This window comes from uncultured Faecalibaculum sp., assembly GCF_910588395.1.
Classification (GTDB): domain Bacteria; phylum Bacillota_I; class Bacilli_A; order Erysipelotrichales; family Erysipelotrichaceae; genus Faecalibaculum.
Genome location: NZ_CAJUPA010000046.1, coordinates 1 through 15051, shown reverse-complemented (window position 1 = coordinate 15051; position 15051 = coordinate 1). Strand labels below are relative to the sequence as shown.

At 52.9% G+C, this 15051-nt stretch carries 12 protein-coding genes; 8 read left to right on the top strand and 4 right to left on the bottom strand.

Annotated features, from left to right (window positions below; translation table 11 throughout):
- Positions 1–722 precede the first annotated feature (722 nt).
- From glf to QZ305_RS10480, 5 genes are all read left to right on the top strand, one after another.
- The gene (gene glf / locus QZ305_RS10500) at positions 723–1838 is read left to right on the top strand and encodes a UDP-galactopyranose mutase (protein ID WP_294731849.1); all 1116 of its coding nucleotides are present in this window, start codon (positions 723–725) and stop codon (positions 1836–1838) included.
- A 68-nt stretch (positions 1839–1906) separates the two neighbouring features.
- A complete protein-coding gene (locus QZ305_RS10495) occupies positions 1907–3265 on the top strand; it encodes an exopolysaccharide biosynthesis polyprenyl glycosylphosphotransferase (RefSeq protein ID WP_294731847.1) in 1359 nt (452 codons plus the stop codon).
- A gap of 123 nt (positions 3266–3388) precedes the next feature.
- Entirely contained in the window at positions 3389–4687 is a 1299-nt protein-coding gene (locus tag QZ305_RS10490) for an AAA family ATPase (protein WP_367268829.1), read from the top strand.
- Positions 4684–5352: a retron system putative HNH endonuclease gene (locus tag QZ305_RS10485; protein WP_294731845.1), complete on the top strand. Its 669-nt coding sequence runs from the start codon at positions 4684–4686 to the stop codon at positions 5350–5352. Before QZ305_RS10490 ends, QZ305_RS10485 begins: the two co-directional genes overlap by 4 nt.
- Positions 5353–6172: 820 nt before the next feature.
- Positions 6173–6583: a thioesterase family protein gene (locus QZ305_RS10480; protein WP_294731844.1), complete on the top strand. Its 411-nt coding sequence runs from the start codon at positions 6173–6175 to the stop codon at positions 6581–6583.
- Positions 6584–6699: 116 nt separating this feature from the next.
- Here QZ305_RS10480 and QZ305_RS10475 read toward each other — a convergent pair whose 3' ends face one another.
- A complete protein-coding gene (locus tag QZ305_RS10475; RefSeq protein WP_294731843.1) occupies positions 6700–7245 on the bottom strand; it encodes a hypothetical protein in 546 nt (181 codons plus the stop codon).
- A 256-nt stretch (positions 7246–7501) separates the two neighbouring features.
- Between QZ305_RS10475 and QZ305_RS10470 the strand changes: the two genes are divergently transcribed.
- Together QZ305_RS10470 and QZ305_RS10465 are read left to right on the top strand one after the other, a co-directional pair.
- Positions 7502–9970 carry a translation factor GTPase family protein gene (locus tag QZ305_RS10470; protein ID WP_294731841.1) on the top strand — a complete coding sequence of 823 codons (2469 nt, stop codon included), beginning with the start codon at positions 7502–7504 and terminating at the stop codon, positions 9968–9970.
- A 454-nt stretch (positions 9971–10424) separates the two neighbouring features.
- Positions 10425–11699: an ATP-binding protein gene (locus QZ305_RS10465; protein ID WP_294731839.1), complete on the top strand. Its 1275-nt coding sequence runs from the start codon at positions 10425–10427 to the stop codon at positions 11697–11699.
- A gap of 133 nt (positions 11700–11832) precedes the next feature.
- Here QZ305_RS10465 and QZ305_RS10460 read toward each other — a convergent pair whose 3' ends face one another.
- From QZ305_RS10460 to QZ305_RS10450, 3 genes are all read right to left on the bottom strand, one after another.
- Positions 11833–12750: a GNAT family N-acetyltransferase gene (locus QZ305_RS10460; protein WP_294731838.1), complete on the bottom strand. Its 918-nt coding sequence runs from the start codon at positions 12748–12750 to the stop codon at positions 11833–11835.
- Entirely contained in the window at positions 12728–13045 is a 318-nt protein-coding gene (locus tag QZ305_RS10455) for a hypothetical protein (RefSeq protein ID WP_294731836.1), read from the bottom strand. The genes QZ305_RS10460 and QZ305_RS10455 overlap by 23 nt, the downstream gene beginning before the upstream one ends.
- 98 nt (positions 13046–13143) lie before the next feature.
- Positions 13144–13731 carry a YigZ family protein gene (locus tag QZ305_RS10450; RefSeq protein ID WP_294731834.1) on the bottom strand — a complete coding sequence of 196 codons (588 nt, stop codon included), beginning with the start codon at positions 13729–13731 and terminating at the stop codon, positions 13144–13146.
- 294 nt (positions 13732–14025) lie between these two features.
- On the opposite strand from QZ305_RS10450, the gene QZ305_RS10445 reads away from it, so the two are divergent.
- Positions 14026–14961 carry an Rpn family recombination-promoting nuclease/putative transposase gene (locus QZ305_RS10445; RefSeq protein ID WP_294731833.1) on the top strand — a complete coding sequence of 312 codons (936 nt, stop codon included), beginning with the start codon at positions 14026–14028 and terminating at the stop codon, positions 14959–14961.
- Positions 14962–15051 lie beyond the last annotated feature (90 nt).

Below are 15051 nucleotides of genomic sequence, written 5' to 3'. Positions count from 1 at the left end.
CAGTGCCGAACGGCACGCTGGGTGGTGTGAGAGGGACCTAGTCTCTACTCGATCTTTTCTGACCTGCTTCATGGTTTTCCGCCATTTATTCAGGAATTTCAAGCCCAGAAGACCGAGCCTGAGTCCTTCTTCAAGCAAAAATACCAGAAGCAGAAGAATCGTCAAAAGTTCCATGCAGGACCTCCTTCCAATTCTGAAAATTCAAAATGCCCGGCATCAGACCACGCGGATTACGCAGACACAGACCAGCGAAAGCAGCTGCAGCCGTTGTAGTCATTATACCTGAGTTAGTGGTATAGATCGCACAAAAACAGGATTTCATATATTTTTTTCAAACAGGTGACGTGAATCTTACATTCTATATTTGCCATTCTTCATCTATCGGTACTCGGCATTTTGCTTTTACTGATCTTCCTGATACTGGTACGCCAAGTCTCTATACAACAAAAGGAGCGGTAGCAATCTGGATGACATTATCTTGAATAGGATGTTGTATCACTTTGCTTAAAACATATTTTTATATAGGCTATATGCAGCGTCTTATGGAATCACAACTCATCAGCTGATCATGATACATTCAGCCAATGTGTCAGGCTCTAAAATATCTGTCTTACCTCCACGTAAGCGCTGTAATGACACCTGTCTGACGATAAGCAGTCCAGACAGGTTTTTTCTCTGCTGGGAATACAATAAAATAGATATAATGCCCGAAGGAGAACAGTATGAAACAGAAACACTATGACTATCTCGTGGTAGGATCCGGTCTGTTCGGTGCCACTTTCGCACGTCAGGCTGCAGATGCCGGCAAATCTGTGCTGGTCATTGACAAGCGGGATCACATTGCCGGCAACATATATACAAAAAAAGAACACAACATTCATGTTCATCAGTACGGGGCTCACATCTTCCATACCAACAATGAACGGGTATGGGAGTATCTGAACCGGTTCACGAAATTCAACCGCTTCACCAACTCGCCGGTAGCCAACTACAAAGGGGAGTTGTACTCGTTGCCTTTCAACATGTACACCTTCAACAAAATGTGGGGCGTGGTCACACCGGAAGAAGCAGCTGCAAAAATCGAAGAACAGCGGCAGGAAATCCAGGGAGAACCGAAGAATTTGGAGGAACAGGCAATTTCCCTGGTGGGCCGCGATATCTACGAACGGCTGATCAAAGGCTATACCGAAAAACAGTGGGGGCGTGACTGCAAAGAACTGCCGGCTTTCATCATCCGCCGGCTGCCTGTGCGCCTTACTTTTGACAACAACTACTTCAATGCCCTGCACCAGGGGATCCCCATTGGCGGGTATACCCAGATGGTGGAAAATATGCTGGATGGCATCGAGGTTATAACCGGAGAAGACTATCTCAAGGACAGAGAAAAGTGGAATGCACTGGCTGACAAAGTCGTCTATACCGGCCCCATTGATGCGTATTTCAAGTATGAACTGGGACCGCTGGAATACCGTTTGGTTCGGTTTGAGACAGAGACACTGGATCAGCCCAATTTCCAGGGTAATGCTGCGGTGAACTATACCGACCGGGAAACACCCTGGACAAGGATCATTGAACATAAATGGTTCGAGGATCTGGGCAGTGACAAAACCATCATTTCCCGGGAGTACAGCTCTGAATGGCAGCCTGGTGATGAGCCGTACTATCCGGTGAACGATGACAGGAACCAGCGGCTGTACCAGGCGTATAAAGAGAAAGCGGACCAGGAGACGAACATCATCTTCGGCGGCCGTCTGGGTGAATACAAATACTATGACATGGACGCGGTGACGGCCAGTGCTCTGGACATGGCGGACCGGGAACTTGATTTGCAGAAGTAATTCCGGCAGTCATCATTTTCACACTGTATAATCGGGAACACCGTAAGTAAGAAGAAAAGGAGGATCCAATGAGCAGACTGGGTATCATCAAATGCGTACTGGAAACCGCGGCAACGTGGATCCTTCTCCAGTTCTTCCCCTTTACCATGCACATCAAGCTGCGCTTCATCGTAGTCTGGGTGCTCATGCAGTTCATCGCCGGGCGTTATCGCCACAAAGCGCTGCTGGTCTGGGATGAACTGAAATATCTCTTCGTATCCTTTATCTGCGGCTACATTGCCAGCCTGATGATGTTTTCCTACGGACGGGGCTTTCCCTGGCACGAAGTGATGCCGCTGACACTGTTTTACGCACTGGACTTCCTGATGGTGGTGGTCATCAACCGGTATGCACATCTCTGGTTCTGGAAACACGTGAAGCACAATGTGCTGATTGTGGGTACCGGACCTGAGGCCAGACAGCTGTACAGCGTCTGCCGGAGAAACCGGTTTTCTCTCATGGATCCTCTGGGGTTTGTGGACAGCGGGGCAGAGGGGATGGCATCTCCGGACGAAAAGCTGGCCAGACCTGTATATCCCTGGAAGAAACTGGAAAAGGTCGTGGCGGACAAGGACATCGACACGATTCTCATTGCGCTGCCTGACCTGGGAAAACGGGATATGAAACGTATCTTCAACAAGGCGTATGATCTGGTGCCCAATGTCAATTTCATGCCCCGCATTGACGGAGAGATCAACTTTGCGTCCCAGATCAATGACTTTGACGGCTTACTGCTCATCGCCACGTCCCGGACCCGGAATCAGGTGTTTCAGCTCATGGCCAAGCGAGTGGTGGATATTCTCGCTGCGATTCCCGGGATGCTCATTCTGATTCCCCTCACAGGATATGTTTGGGCTTCCAATCGCCGGCAGGGTGACAAGGATCCGATTTTCTTTGTGCAGGAACGTATCGGCCGGGATGGGCGGCTCTTCAGGATGTACAAATACAGGACCATGGTACCGGGCGCAGAGAAGATCCTGGAAGAAATGATGAAGCGGGATCCGGCGATTCGGGAAGAGTATGAAGTGAACAAGAAGCTGAAGGAAGATCCGCGGATCACGAAAGCCGGGAAGTTCCTCCGGGAGAAGTCTCTGGATGAGTTCCCGCAGTTTCTGAATGTATTCAAGGGAGACATGTCCCTGGTGGGGCCCCGGCCATATCTTCCCCGGGAAAAGGAAGATATGGGAGAGCAGTATGACGATGTCATTGCGATGAAGCCGGGTATTACCGGTATGTGGCAGACCCATGGGCGCAGCGATGTGGATTTCGAGCAGCGCCTGGAACTGGATTCGTTTTATTACCGGAACTGGAATCTGTGGCTGGATTTTGTGCTGCTGGTGCGGACTGTAAAGTCCATGCTGAGCAAAGGCGACCAGGGAGCCTATTAGACTGACTGATGGATAAATACAGCAGGCGTCTGTTCACCGAAAAGGAGACAGACGCCTGTTTGTTGAGGAACCGGACTAAATCCTTTGCTATACTGTGAAGGACTATAAACTGGAGCGGGAGGAATGGCTATGAAGGTCCATACAATGAAACTGCAGAATTTCAGGTGTTTCAAAGACCTGGAGATGACGTTTGATCCCCGAATGACTGTGATTGTTGGAGACAATGCAGCAGGAAAGACTGCTATATTGAAAGGCCTGACTTCCGGGTTGGGAGCTTATTTGTCCGGGATTGACTCGGATGCAGTGAAAGCACCGGGGATTGATATCCCTGATGTTCGCTATGAGACTGTTTCTGCAGGGCAGTCTCTGGAAAGGCAGCCTCAGTTTCCAGCCAGTATTCAAATTCAGGCTGAATTTGAGCCTGGCAAATCCGTTTGCTGGACCAGACTCCGCAAAGCCGAAAAAGGAAGAACGACCAGAAGTGATTCCAAACCAGCGGCAGATATAGCTCATGCTTATCATCAAAGAATACGAAAAGGAGATGAGACGCTTACTCTGCCGATGATCGGGTTTTACGGAACCGAACGGTTGTGGCTTCAGAAGAAAGATGGCAGAAAAAATCAGGCCTATACACGAATCAGCGGTTATATTGACTGTCTGGATGGAAAATCCAATGAGAAACTGATGCTCAAGTGGTTTGAACAAAAGAGCTGGAAAGAGTTCAATACCAGACAATCGAACCGGCAGCTTGATTCTGTCAAACAGGCGGTTACGGAAATTTTTATACAATTGACAGGTGCCGATGAAGCAGATCTTAGCTATGATCCGGAACTGGCGGAGCTTGTTCTGATTTACAGGAATCAGACGGAGGGACAAATATCCAGAAATTTTTCTTCCCTTTCAGACGGATATCGCGAGCTGTTGTCTCTGGCTGCTGATATTGCCTGGAGAATGGCGGTTCTCAATCCGCAGCTGGAATCTCCTTACAAGGAAACGCCCGGAATCATCATGATTGACGAAATTGAACTGCATTTACATCCAAAATGGCAGTCAATTATTCTGAATTGCCTGCAGGCTGTGTTTCCAAAAGTGCAGTTCGTCGTGACCACTCATTCTCCGCTCGTCATTCAATCCATTGAAGAGTCAAGACTCAGAATCCTGCGGGAACAGGATCAAATCGGCCTGGGCGAGAGTGATAATCGTGGAGCCAGTCTTTCCTCAATTCTGAATGGAATCATGGGTGCGTCAGACAGACCACGGGATGTGGAAGAAATGTTCCGTCATTTAGACAACTGTATAGACCAGCAGGATTGGTCAGGTGCAGAAGAATGTCTGCATCAGCTGCGAAGAATAGTTGGAGATTCTGACGAAGAGGTTTTAAAACAGCAAACCATAGTGAATTTTGAGAAGGATCAGGAATGATTTATATTCACAAAAAACAGACTCCGGATTTCCTGCGGAAATGTCAAAGTGATCCGCAGATAACATTCAAGACTATGCATGGTTCAGATAAACAGAACCTGCGGCATTCCTTATGTGAGGAACAGAATGAGCTTTGTGCTTACTGTATGAAAAGGATTCGTCCTGTGGAATCAGGCATGAAAGTCGAACACTTCGATCCACAATCCCATGAAGCCGGAAATGATCTGGATTACAACAATCTGCTGGCGGTCTGTGACGGCAAAATCTCCTCAGGGTTTTCAGGCTCTACTTGTGATACACACAAAGGGGACAGAACGCTGTATATTTCTCCATTGAATCCGGATGTTGAGTCTATGGTGCATTATCAGGCAAACGGTATAATTATCGCCAGCGAGAAACTGCCTGAAGAAATACAGTCACAGGTGGATGCAGACTTGAACGATATTCTGAATTTGAATCATGTCTGGCTTCAGAGAAACAGGAAAGCAGTTCTTGAAGCGTATAAGCTTCAAATAGCCAAACACGGAAGGGGGAAGGGGAAATTACCAGAATCGTTCTGGAAGAGTGAAGAAGCAAAATACAGATTGGGAAGTAGACGGAATCAGGAATATAAAGGAATCATTCTGGATTATATTGCGATCAAGCGCAAGAGAGCAAAGTCCTGATTTCTTTTCTGCAGACCGGGAGTTGTGGAATGCTGGTCATATAAATATAGGCTGTTACTTGAACAAGCCTCATAATCAGGCAGAAAAGGCTGGAGATTTCTGTATCTCCAGCCTTTCTGGTGCGAGGTTTAGCGAGGTTTAGCGAGGTCTAGCGAGGTCTAGCGAGGTCTAGCGAGGTCTAGCGAGGTCTGGCGAGGTCCGTCAAGGTCCGTCAAGGTCCGTCAAGGTTCGTCAAGGTCTAAAAAGCTCAGGAAAGCTTCGCGGACCCTAAGAAGATTGAAAGCAGTCCGGCAGCATCTCCTGCAGATTTTCTTTCTGTCTGCTGAAAATCCAGCCGATTCCCTGCAGATTCTAAAATCTCCATCCAATCGACCGCTATATCCGCACATAATCAGCAGCTTACCCAACTTCCCGCATCACAGCCATGCAAAAACCGCCAGCACTGCCTTTCCTGCAGAAACTGGCGGTTTTCTCTGTGTCAGAAGAAACGATTATCGGCTATGATCAGATTATGGATGTACAGAATCCGGCACAGACGACAACAGGCTAGAACTTACCTGTAGCTGCCAGGTAGAATAAATAGATTATCGACATGACTGCTCCTTTCCGGATAGAATTCCTGTAAGCCCTTTCCCTGACTACACTGTAACCCCTTTCTCCCGGAAATCATGTCCGTCACGCCCACCCAGTGGACAACTGTTTCTCAGACGTCACCACACGCTGCCCGTCTCCCGCCCCAGAACGCAGCCATCCCAAAGTACCCGGGACAGCTCAGTCAGACAGCCGTGCTAAAATGAGGAAAAAGAAGGAGCGTAATCCCATGAACATGATGAACAAATACGTGGACCTGGAACACGTCGTGGAAGAATCCGGCCTGGCCAGCACCATGAAATCCGGCTCCCTGGCCGTCCTCGCCACCCCGCAGCTCGCCGCCTGGATGGAAGAAGCCGCCTGCGCCTGCCTCGGACAGGCAGACGATCTCGGCACCACACCCGAAGAACAGGAAGCCATGACCACCGTCGGCGTCAAACTCGATCTCGACCACCTGAAAGCCAGCCCCCTGGGCGCCACCATCAAAGTCCGCGCCACCCTCATCAAAGTCGACGGCCGGAAACTCGAATTCTGGTGCGAAGCCTGGCAGGGAGAAGACCTCATCGGACAAGCCAGCCACAAACGCGTCATGGTGGACGCCGAGAAATTCGTCAACAAAACCTACGGCTTCAAACAGTAGGAAGCCTGCGGAAACCACACCGGTGAACAAAACAAAGGCTCTGGAAACGATTGCGACCAGAGCCTTTCATTATCACATTCTGCAACATGCACCCCAGGCCACCGGGACCCCGGTAGTCATTCCTTCGCCTGATCCCCGGGCAAACCCGCCAGACCCAGGATATGCTTCACCGTCCCCAGGTCCTCACTCCGGATATCATCCACTTCATACAGCAGATCCGTCTCCTGATTCACACCCAGCACCTCATACGTGTTGTCCTCCAGATCCCGCAGCACACAAAGAGACATCCCGCCATCCGTATACTCATCCTGAACCGTCACATCGTCATCCAGCCGGTCATGATCATAGGCGCTCTTCGCATTCTGGATATACTTCACTTCCACACCCAGAAAACTGCTCCCGTTGGTCGCATCAAACGACACCTCATGCAGTTCCTGGTCGTAATCCGACACCGTATACCCGGCATCCTTGCACCCCTGATAAATCCGCTCCGCGCTCTTCTTCATCGCCTGCGCCCCGTCCGTCGTCGCCTTCGAACCCGACCCGCTGCTCTTTGCCGTCCCATCGGCAATCACCGCTGTCTCCTCATGAACCTGCGCCGCAGCTCCGGTGCACCCCGACAGAATCAGCCCCGCGCAAAGAACCCATGCCTGTGTTCTCATCCTTGTATCCCCCTTTTTCATTCATTATAAAAGACCCGCCACCCCGGATCTGTCAAACTGCCCGGTGCATCCCGTAACCGGTACCATCGTCCCACCTGTCCTGCCGATGCAGGCTGCGCCTGCTGCCGGGGCATCACCAGTCCGGGGCTCCTTTCACCACCAGCAGATACAGACCCTGCCCGGGGGACAGACATCTGTCCCCGCATCAGCAGACCGGGATTCTGACATTTCAGGGATTCAATGATACAGTGAAGCCATGAAACATATAGTGCTGTCAATTCTCGCTCATGTAGACGCGGGAAAAACCACATTGATTGAAAGTCTGCTGTATACCAGCGGGATGATCCGCCGGTCAGGGCGGGTGGATAAAAAAGACACCGTGCTGGATGACGATGTCCAGGAACGGGAGCGCGGGATCACGATTTATGCCAAGGAAGCGGGGTTTGTCTGGAAGGACACCGGGGTGCAGGTGATCGATACGCCGGGGCATGCGGATTTCTCCAGTGAAATGGAGCGGGGGCTGTCGGCGGCGGATCTGGCGGTGGTCATTGTCTCGGGGCTGGATGGCGTGCAGTCGCATACGAAGACGATCTGGCGGCTGCTGGAGGCCGCGGGGATCCCGGCGATGATCTTCGTGAACAAGATGGATCTGGCGAGGCGGACGCAGGAAGAACTGCTGGAGGACATTCAGTCGCAGCTGTCGACGCTGGCGGTGCCGCTGGAGGCAGAGCAGATCGCGCTGACGGATGACGGGCTGCTGGAGGAATGGGATCAGACGGGGTCCATTTCCCGGGACCACATCCGGTCGCGGATTGCGGCGAGACGGCTGTTTCCGGTGTTTTTCGGGAGTGCGCTGCATCACGAGGGAACGGCGGATCTGCTGGATGCCCTGCAGGATCTGGGTCCGGAAAAGGTGTATCCGGAGGCGCCGGGCGGGTTTGTGTACAAGCGGGATGAAGCCGGGGCGCATGTGAAGGTGACCGGGGGAGTGCTGGAGGCCCGGATGAAGCTGGATGACCTGCGGTTCGATCAGGTGAAGGTGTTCCAGGGCAACAGGCTGGTGAATGCGCCGGATGGCCGGGTGCCGGCGGGGATGACGGCTGTGGTGACGGGGACGGATCTGGTGCCGGGGGATGTGTTCGGGGCGCAGTCGCCAGTGGAAGGCCCCCGTCTGGTGCCGTCGATGGCGTACGAGATCCTGGTGCCGGCTGGTGCACCGGATCTGGGTCCGGTGATGGCGCGGCTGGCGGCGCAGGATCCGACGCTGGATATTGAAAGCGACCGCCGGGGAATCCGGCTGCGTCTGGCGGGGGAAGTGCAGAAAGAGGTGCTGACCCGTCGGATCCGGGACCTGGCGGGGATCGATGTGGCGTTTTCGGTGGGCACACCGGTGTACCGGGAAACCATTGCTGTGCCGGTGATGGGATACGGCCACTTTGAGCCCCTGCGGCATTATGCCGAGGTGCATCTGCGGCTGGAGCCGGGGAAACCCCGGAGCGGGATTGTGGTGGACAGCGAGGTGGACACCGATGTGCTCTCTCCCCGGTTTCAGGCTCAGATTCTGTCGGCTTTGCGGCACAAGCGGCACAAAGGGGTGCTGTCGGGGAGTGATCTGACGGATGTCCGGATCGTGGTGACGGCGGGAAAGGGTCACTTGAAGCACACCGAAGGCGGCGATTTCCGGCAGGCGGCGAACCGGGCGGTGCGCCAGGGGCTGATGACAGCCCGGGAAGCCGGGGGGATGGTGCTGCTGGAGCCGGTGACATCGTTTTCGGTTCAGTGCGACGACCGGTTCATCGGCAGTGTGCTGTATGAGCTGGAGAAGCGGCAGGCGACGGTGCAGGTGGCGGATGACCGGATCACCGGAAGCGGACCGCTGCGCAATCTGGCGGATTTCCAGAACGAGCTTCGGGCGCTGACCAAAGGCTCCGGTGAGCTGGAGCTGCTGGAGACGCGGTATGAACCGAGTCCGGATCAGGAACGGATCGTGGCGGAAGCCGGCTATGATCCGGCAGCGGATCTGCGCAATACCCCGGACAGTGTGTTCTGCGCCGGGGGTGCGGGGTTCAGTGTATCCTGGGACGAAGCCCCGGAGCATATGCACATTCCCCTGGAAACAGAACGGGATCCGGGGCATACCCCGGCGGGGCACCGGAATTCCGTGGTGTCCGAGGAAGAAGCCCGGAAGGCGTTTGCGGCGGTCTCCGGACGGAACCGGAATGAGAAAAAAGCCGTACAGCCAAAGAAGCGGAAAGAGATGCCCATGGATCAGCAGGATGTGACGCTGCGGCCGCCAAAGCCGGTTTGCTATGTGGTGGACGGGTACAATATCATCAACAGCTGGGGCAGTCTGAAATCCCTGCCGCTGCATGACGCAAGACAGGAGCTGATCCGGATCCTGTCCAGCTATCAGGGGTATCTGGGCTGCCGGATGATCCTGGTGTTCGATGGCTGGCGTGTCCAGGGCAATCCCGGATCTCACGCAAACCGCGGGTCGCTGGAGGTGGTGTACACCAAAGCGGGGCAGACCGCGGATGCCTACATCGAGAAACTGGTGGCGGTGCTGAAAAACGAGTATCAGCTGCACGTGGCTACCTCCGATGGGCTGATCCAGAACTCGGTGCTGACCAAAGGCGCCCGGCGGATCAGTGCCCGGGAGCTGGAGCTGGCGATTGAGCGCAGTGCAGTGATCCCGGAGGAGTACCGGATGCACCAGGGCGGGTAGAGTCCGGTTCTGTGATCCGGGCTGGTTCTCTGACTGCAGCCGATTGAGCGAAATGATGGAAAAGCCTCTGTTCCTGTGGCCTCTCTTGCGGGGGGCTTTGGGGGAACGGAGGCTTTTTTCGCGGATGGTGAAGGGCGGGGAGATGCGGATGGAGGTCAAAGCGCCAGGCGCCAGGGGTGCCATGGAGGCAGAGATGCCGATGAATGCCGGGGCGGGCAGGGGGCTGGTGGTGCCTAAGGCGATGCGTGTGAGGGTGAGACGGGCTGCAGTGGTGGTGTGGGAAGGACTGGTGACAGCTCAGCCCGGGAACGGAAAACGGCCAAACTTGTTATTGAAAAATGGCCAAATCCATCGATGGAAATCAGCCGAACTTGTTATTAATAAACGGTCAAATCTATGAATGTTGGTATAAGTATGTTGAGAACATATGGACAGAGTGAGGTGAATCTAAAAAGTGAAGAAATACAAGCCGAGAATCGCCGATGAATTATTGAAAAGAAAACTGAAAGGGATTGGTGCAGTTTTGATACAGGGGCCTAAGTGGTGTGGAAAAGCCACAACGGCTGAGCAGGTGGCCGGCAGTGTTCTGTATATGGCAGATTCTGGAAATGAAGCGCAGAATCTGGCGCTTGCGGAAATTGATCCCGGGCGGCTGCTGGAGGGAGACACGCCAAGACTGATTGATGAATGGCAAATTGCTCCAAAACTCTGGGATGCTGTACGGTATGAAGTGGATCATCGCGAAGGACTGGGGCAGTTTATTCTGACAGGATCTGCAGTCCCGGCATCTTCCGAACACATTCATCAGACTGGAACCGGTCGTTTTGCATCGTTGACGATGCGGCCGATGAGTCTTTACGAGTCACAGGAATCCACTGGAGAAGTCAGCCTGGCTGAATTGTTTGAATCTCCAGACCGGATTACAGGGACCAACTCGCTGGGCTTGGACAAACTGGCTTTTCTGGTTTGCCGTGGCGGCTGGCCGCAGTCGGTGGACCTTCCGGATGATATCGCGCTGGATCAGGCATTTGCGTACTATGATGCCGTTGTACAGTCGGACATCTCCCGGGTAGATGGTCGATTGCGCAATCCGAAGCGGGTGAAGCTGTTCATGCGCTCTTATGCCCGCAATCAGGGAACTCAGGCTGCCAGTGAAGTAATCCGAAGAGATATGGAAGCGAATGATACAGCTATGTTGAATCCTGCGACAGTCTGTTCCTATCTCCAGGCGCTGGAGAGGATTTTTGTAGTGGAAGAAATGAAGGCCTGGAATCCCAATCTTCGGTCAAAAACTGTGATCAGAACCTCCAACACCAGATATTTTGTGGGTCCTTCCATAGCTGCTGCAGCTCTGGGGATAGGTCCTGGCAATCTGATGGCTGATCTAAATACATCTGGGTTGCTCTTTGAGACACTTTGCGTCCGGGATCTCAGAGTGTATGCAGATGCGCTAAACGGTGAAGTATACTATTACAGAGATAAAAACGGGCTTGAATGTGATGCAGTGATCCATCTTCGAAATGGATCTTTCGGATTGGTGGAAGTCAAACTTGGTGGTGACCGGCTGATTGAAGAGGGAGCAGCAAACTTGAAGAAACTGCAGGGTAAGCTGGATACAACCAGGATGAAATCTCCTTCTTTACTGATGGTTCTCACCGGAACCGGACAGTATGCATATCGGCGGACTGACGGTGTATATGTGGTACCGATTGGCTGTCTGAAAGACTGATTCAAGATTTGCCAGACAAAACACAAAAACACCCTTTGAAGCCTGCCGCAGATCTCACTCTGCAACCGGCACCAAAGGGTGTTTTAACATTCAATTCACCAGGCAGACAGCTGTTCTCTGCCTTTTTTTCCTCTTACAGCATCCCCAGCCACATGGGATCATCGAAGGTTTCGAACAGCCCCTGCGGATGCCGGATTTCCTTTTCCAGCCACCGGGAAAGCAGCTGCCAGTTTGTCAGACGCACCATCACGGAAGCCTTTGGCCGGTGAATCACCCCTTCAAACAGACGCTCCAGTGCTTCATTGGGACCGGTTTCCACCACCAGTGTCCGGGTAAACCTGGCCTGTCGGGCCAGCAGATTCAGCAGCGCTCTGGTGTTCTCATACACAATCAGCTCAAAGCGCACCCCGGTGGATACGGGAACAGTCACCGCGAATCCCTCCGCATGATGCCACTGATCCATTGCCACCCAGATCCGTCGTCCGCTTTGCCGCAGGTATTCCAGCTGCGCCTCGAAATTCCGCCGGTCCAGCTGGATCCGCACCGGAAAATTCTTCATGAACTGCAGATACACCGGATACAGATCCTCCCGGCGCCAGGGACGCACCGTGCCATCTTCCATCTCCGGTATCTGCACCCGGTCCAGCCAGTATTCCCGGCACCTGGCCACCGGGGAAAAACTGCGCTTTTCCAGCACCTTTACCTGATCGCTCACTGTCATCAGCACCAGGTCATTGGCAGCGGCTTTGGCAATCACGGCTTCCATCAGCTTCCCGAAACACCGCTGCAGGCGGTAATCCGGATGGGTGCAGAAAAGAACCGGCACTGAAACCGTCAGCTGCCGGTCCTTGAGTCTGAGCACCCGGTTTTTGACCTGAATGCAGGAGACCGGGCGGTCGTCCCGGATCATGACAAACATCTGTCCGGGGTCATACAGGTGATCCATCCACGCCTGGACCTCTTTCTCCGACATGGAAATCATGGATTTTTCCAGCAGATCCCGGATCTCCTGATCCAGCCCCAGAGAATCACTGCGGATCACGTAGGTCATCGCCAACCTCCGACTCTGTATACTCTGCATCAATGGAATCCGGACGGGCAGCCCGCCGGGGGATTTCCCGGGTTCCGTTCATAGTCTGTGAATCCTGGCCGGGGTTGGAAGAACGATAGTAGTAAAACGTCTGTCCATTCCCCGTGGAACCTGCCTGCCGGCGTCCGCCCCGGAAGCTGTTCACGATTGCCGACACCAGCCACACAATCAGGAATACCGGCAGCATGTACAGCATAGCCGGCAGAAACAGCATAAAGAACAAGAATATCATGAAAATCATCAGCAGTCCGCTCATGAAACAGTCTCCTCTCCAGCAGGGAATCTGACGGATTCCCTGTTATCTGACACCTTCAGTATAAACAGCAGCTGTGGCAGGAGAATGTGAACGGCATGTCAGATTTCCGTCACTTCTTCTCCGAGAAACAGCGCCTGGCACCGCCCGGAAGTCATTTCCGCCACTAGGTCCTCCACCGGTTCCGGTACCAGGAATTCATACGTCACTGCCTGGTCATACCGGGTATCCAGAATGTCCCCTGTCTGCATCAGCCAGTTTTCAATCCGACCGGAAAGAGAATACGGAACCGTGAGGGTATACCGCCGCATCTTCCTGGCTTCTCCCAGCACCGCTGCATCCAGTGCGGTTTTCACCGCATCGGAATACGCCCGGACCAGCCCGCCGGTTCCCAGCAATGTTCCGCCGAAATAGCGCACCACCGCAGCGCAGACATGATCCATATCCGCTCCCTCCAGCACAGAGAGAATGGGGCGGCCGGCGGTTCCGGAGGGCTCTCCGTCATCGCTGGAACGCCGGAGCCCGTCAATGATCATCCCGGTGCAGACATGCCGTGCCTGGGGGTGCTCCTTCCGGATCTGACGGATAAACGCACGGGCATCTTCTTCGCTCTCTGTCCGGTGCAGATAACAGAGAAATCGGGATTTTTTCACCTCGATTTCCTGCATGCAGTCACTTAGCAGTCTCATGAAATGATTATAACAGAAGCAGGTCACAGCAGAAGCGGGTCACAGCAGAACCGGTGCCAGGACAAACAGCGGCTGCGGCTTCATCCAATGCAGATTCAGAACCGGGTTGTGATATCTGACAATAGCGGAACATGACCATGAAACCTGTTGAAAAAATGACAGCCTTATGACTGAAAGCACTCTTTTCAGATGAATTTTCGCAAATATCCGAAAATCTGGCGAATATAACCAGTATGCCCTTCATGACTTACCTAACCGAATGGGCCCAAATGAATGAATAAAGGAGGTATGACTTTGGGAAAAGAGAAAGACATCCTGGAACGTCATCTGCTGGAGAATCCTGCCGAACACAAGGAAGCCATGGAATTGATCACCGGCCACAGGTGGGACATTGATCCTGCTTCCTTCCGCCATTATCCTGTCCATATCCCCCGGGATATGGCAGACACATTGTCCTTCCTGGAGCAGGATTCCGTGATGCTGGTGGTGGACCTGGTCACAGATGAAGAACTGGCCATCACCTGCATGGAGAATCAGACCAAAGTGGATCCAATCATGGTGGAGCGGATTATGGCGGATATCGCCAATCAGTATTTGACCCGGGCCAGGGATGGAAAGAAATCAATACCCATTATTGCTGGTGTCCTGTATTACGGAGACAGGCCCTGGACAGCCCCGGTCTCTCTGCGGGAGAAGCTGAAGATCCCGGAAGTCCTGGACGAACGATTCATCCAGGACTTCCGGATCCAGGTGGTGGATCTGGGAGCTCTGCCAGATGAGACCATTGAGAACATGACCACGGATCTGAAGTATTTCGCCGGACTGCTCAAAGCAAAACGGGAAGGAAGGCAGTATACTGTAAACAGAGGAGAAATCCGTCATCCATTTTGGACAATCAAAGGACTGGGGCACTTAAGCGGCATGGAGATCGATGACGAAGAACTGTTGAAGATTACTGAATCGAAGGAGGAATATACCATGGAATTTGCATACACGTTTCTGAGTAAGGAACAGGCGGATGCGGCGCTGCGAACAGGTGAAGCACAGGGTTTCCGGAAAGGCGAAGCATCTGGCATCAGAAAAGGCGTGGAAATGACCATGAGCAGGGTCCGCGAGCTTTATTCCTGGCTGAAGAAATGCGGACAGGAAAGCGAATTTGACCGGGCAACCAGCTCCGAGCAGTTGTTTGAACAGTACTGGAATGAAATGCAGAACAGCCTGAAGAATTGATTTCACATTTCAAGCTGCAAAGCTTCTCAACATGTTGTTAGAAGTCAATATCAGTATTAACGATTCTGGTGAAATAGCTTTTAACACTTT

Excerpts from the sequence above, each read along its gene's own strand:
- QZ305_RS10480 (WP_294731844.1), top strand. The coding sequence starts at position 6,173 with ATGAACATGATGAACAAATACGTGGACCTGGAACACGTCGTGGAAGAA.
- QZ305_RS10495 (WP_294731847.1), top strand. The coding sequence starts at position 1,907 with ATGAGCAGACTGGGTATCATCAAATGCGTACTGGAAACCGCGGCAACG.
- glf (WP_294731849.1), top strand. The coding sequence starts at position 723 with ATGAAACAGAAACACTATGACTATCTCGTGGTAGGATCCGGTCTGTTC.
- QZ305_RS10490 (WP_367268829.1), top strand. The coding sequence starts at position 3,389 with ATGGCTATGAAGGTCCATACAATGAAACTGCAGAATTTCAGGTGTTTC.
- QZ305_RS10450 (WP_294731834.1), bottom strand. The coding sequence starts at position 13,731 with ATGAGACTGCTAAGTGACTGCATGCAGGAAATCGAGGTGAAAAAATCC.
- QZ305_RS10485 (WP_294731845.1), top strand. The coding sequence starts at position 4,684 with ATGATTTATATTCACAAAAAACAGACTCCGGATTTCCTGCGGAAATGT.
- QZ305_RS10475 (WP_294731843.1), bottom strand. The coding sequence starts at position 7,245 with ATGAGAACACAGGCATGGGTTCTTTGCGCGGGGCTGATTCTGTCGGGG.
- QZ305_RS10455 (WP_294731836.1), bottom strand. The coding sequence starts at position 13,045 with ATGAGCGGACTGCTGATGATTTTCATGATATTCTTGTTCTTTATGCTG.
- QZ305_RS10470 (WP_294731841.1), top strand. The coding sequence starts at position 7,502 with ATGAAACATATAGTGCTGTCAATTCTCGCTCATGTAGACGCGGGAAAA.
- QZ305_RS10460 (WP_294731838.1), bottom strand. The coding sequence starts at position 12,750 with ATGACCTACGTGATCCGCAGTGATTCTCTGGGGCTGGATCAGGAGATC.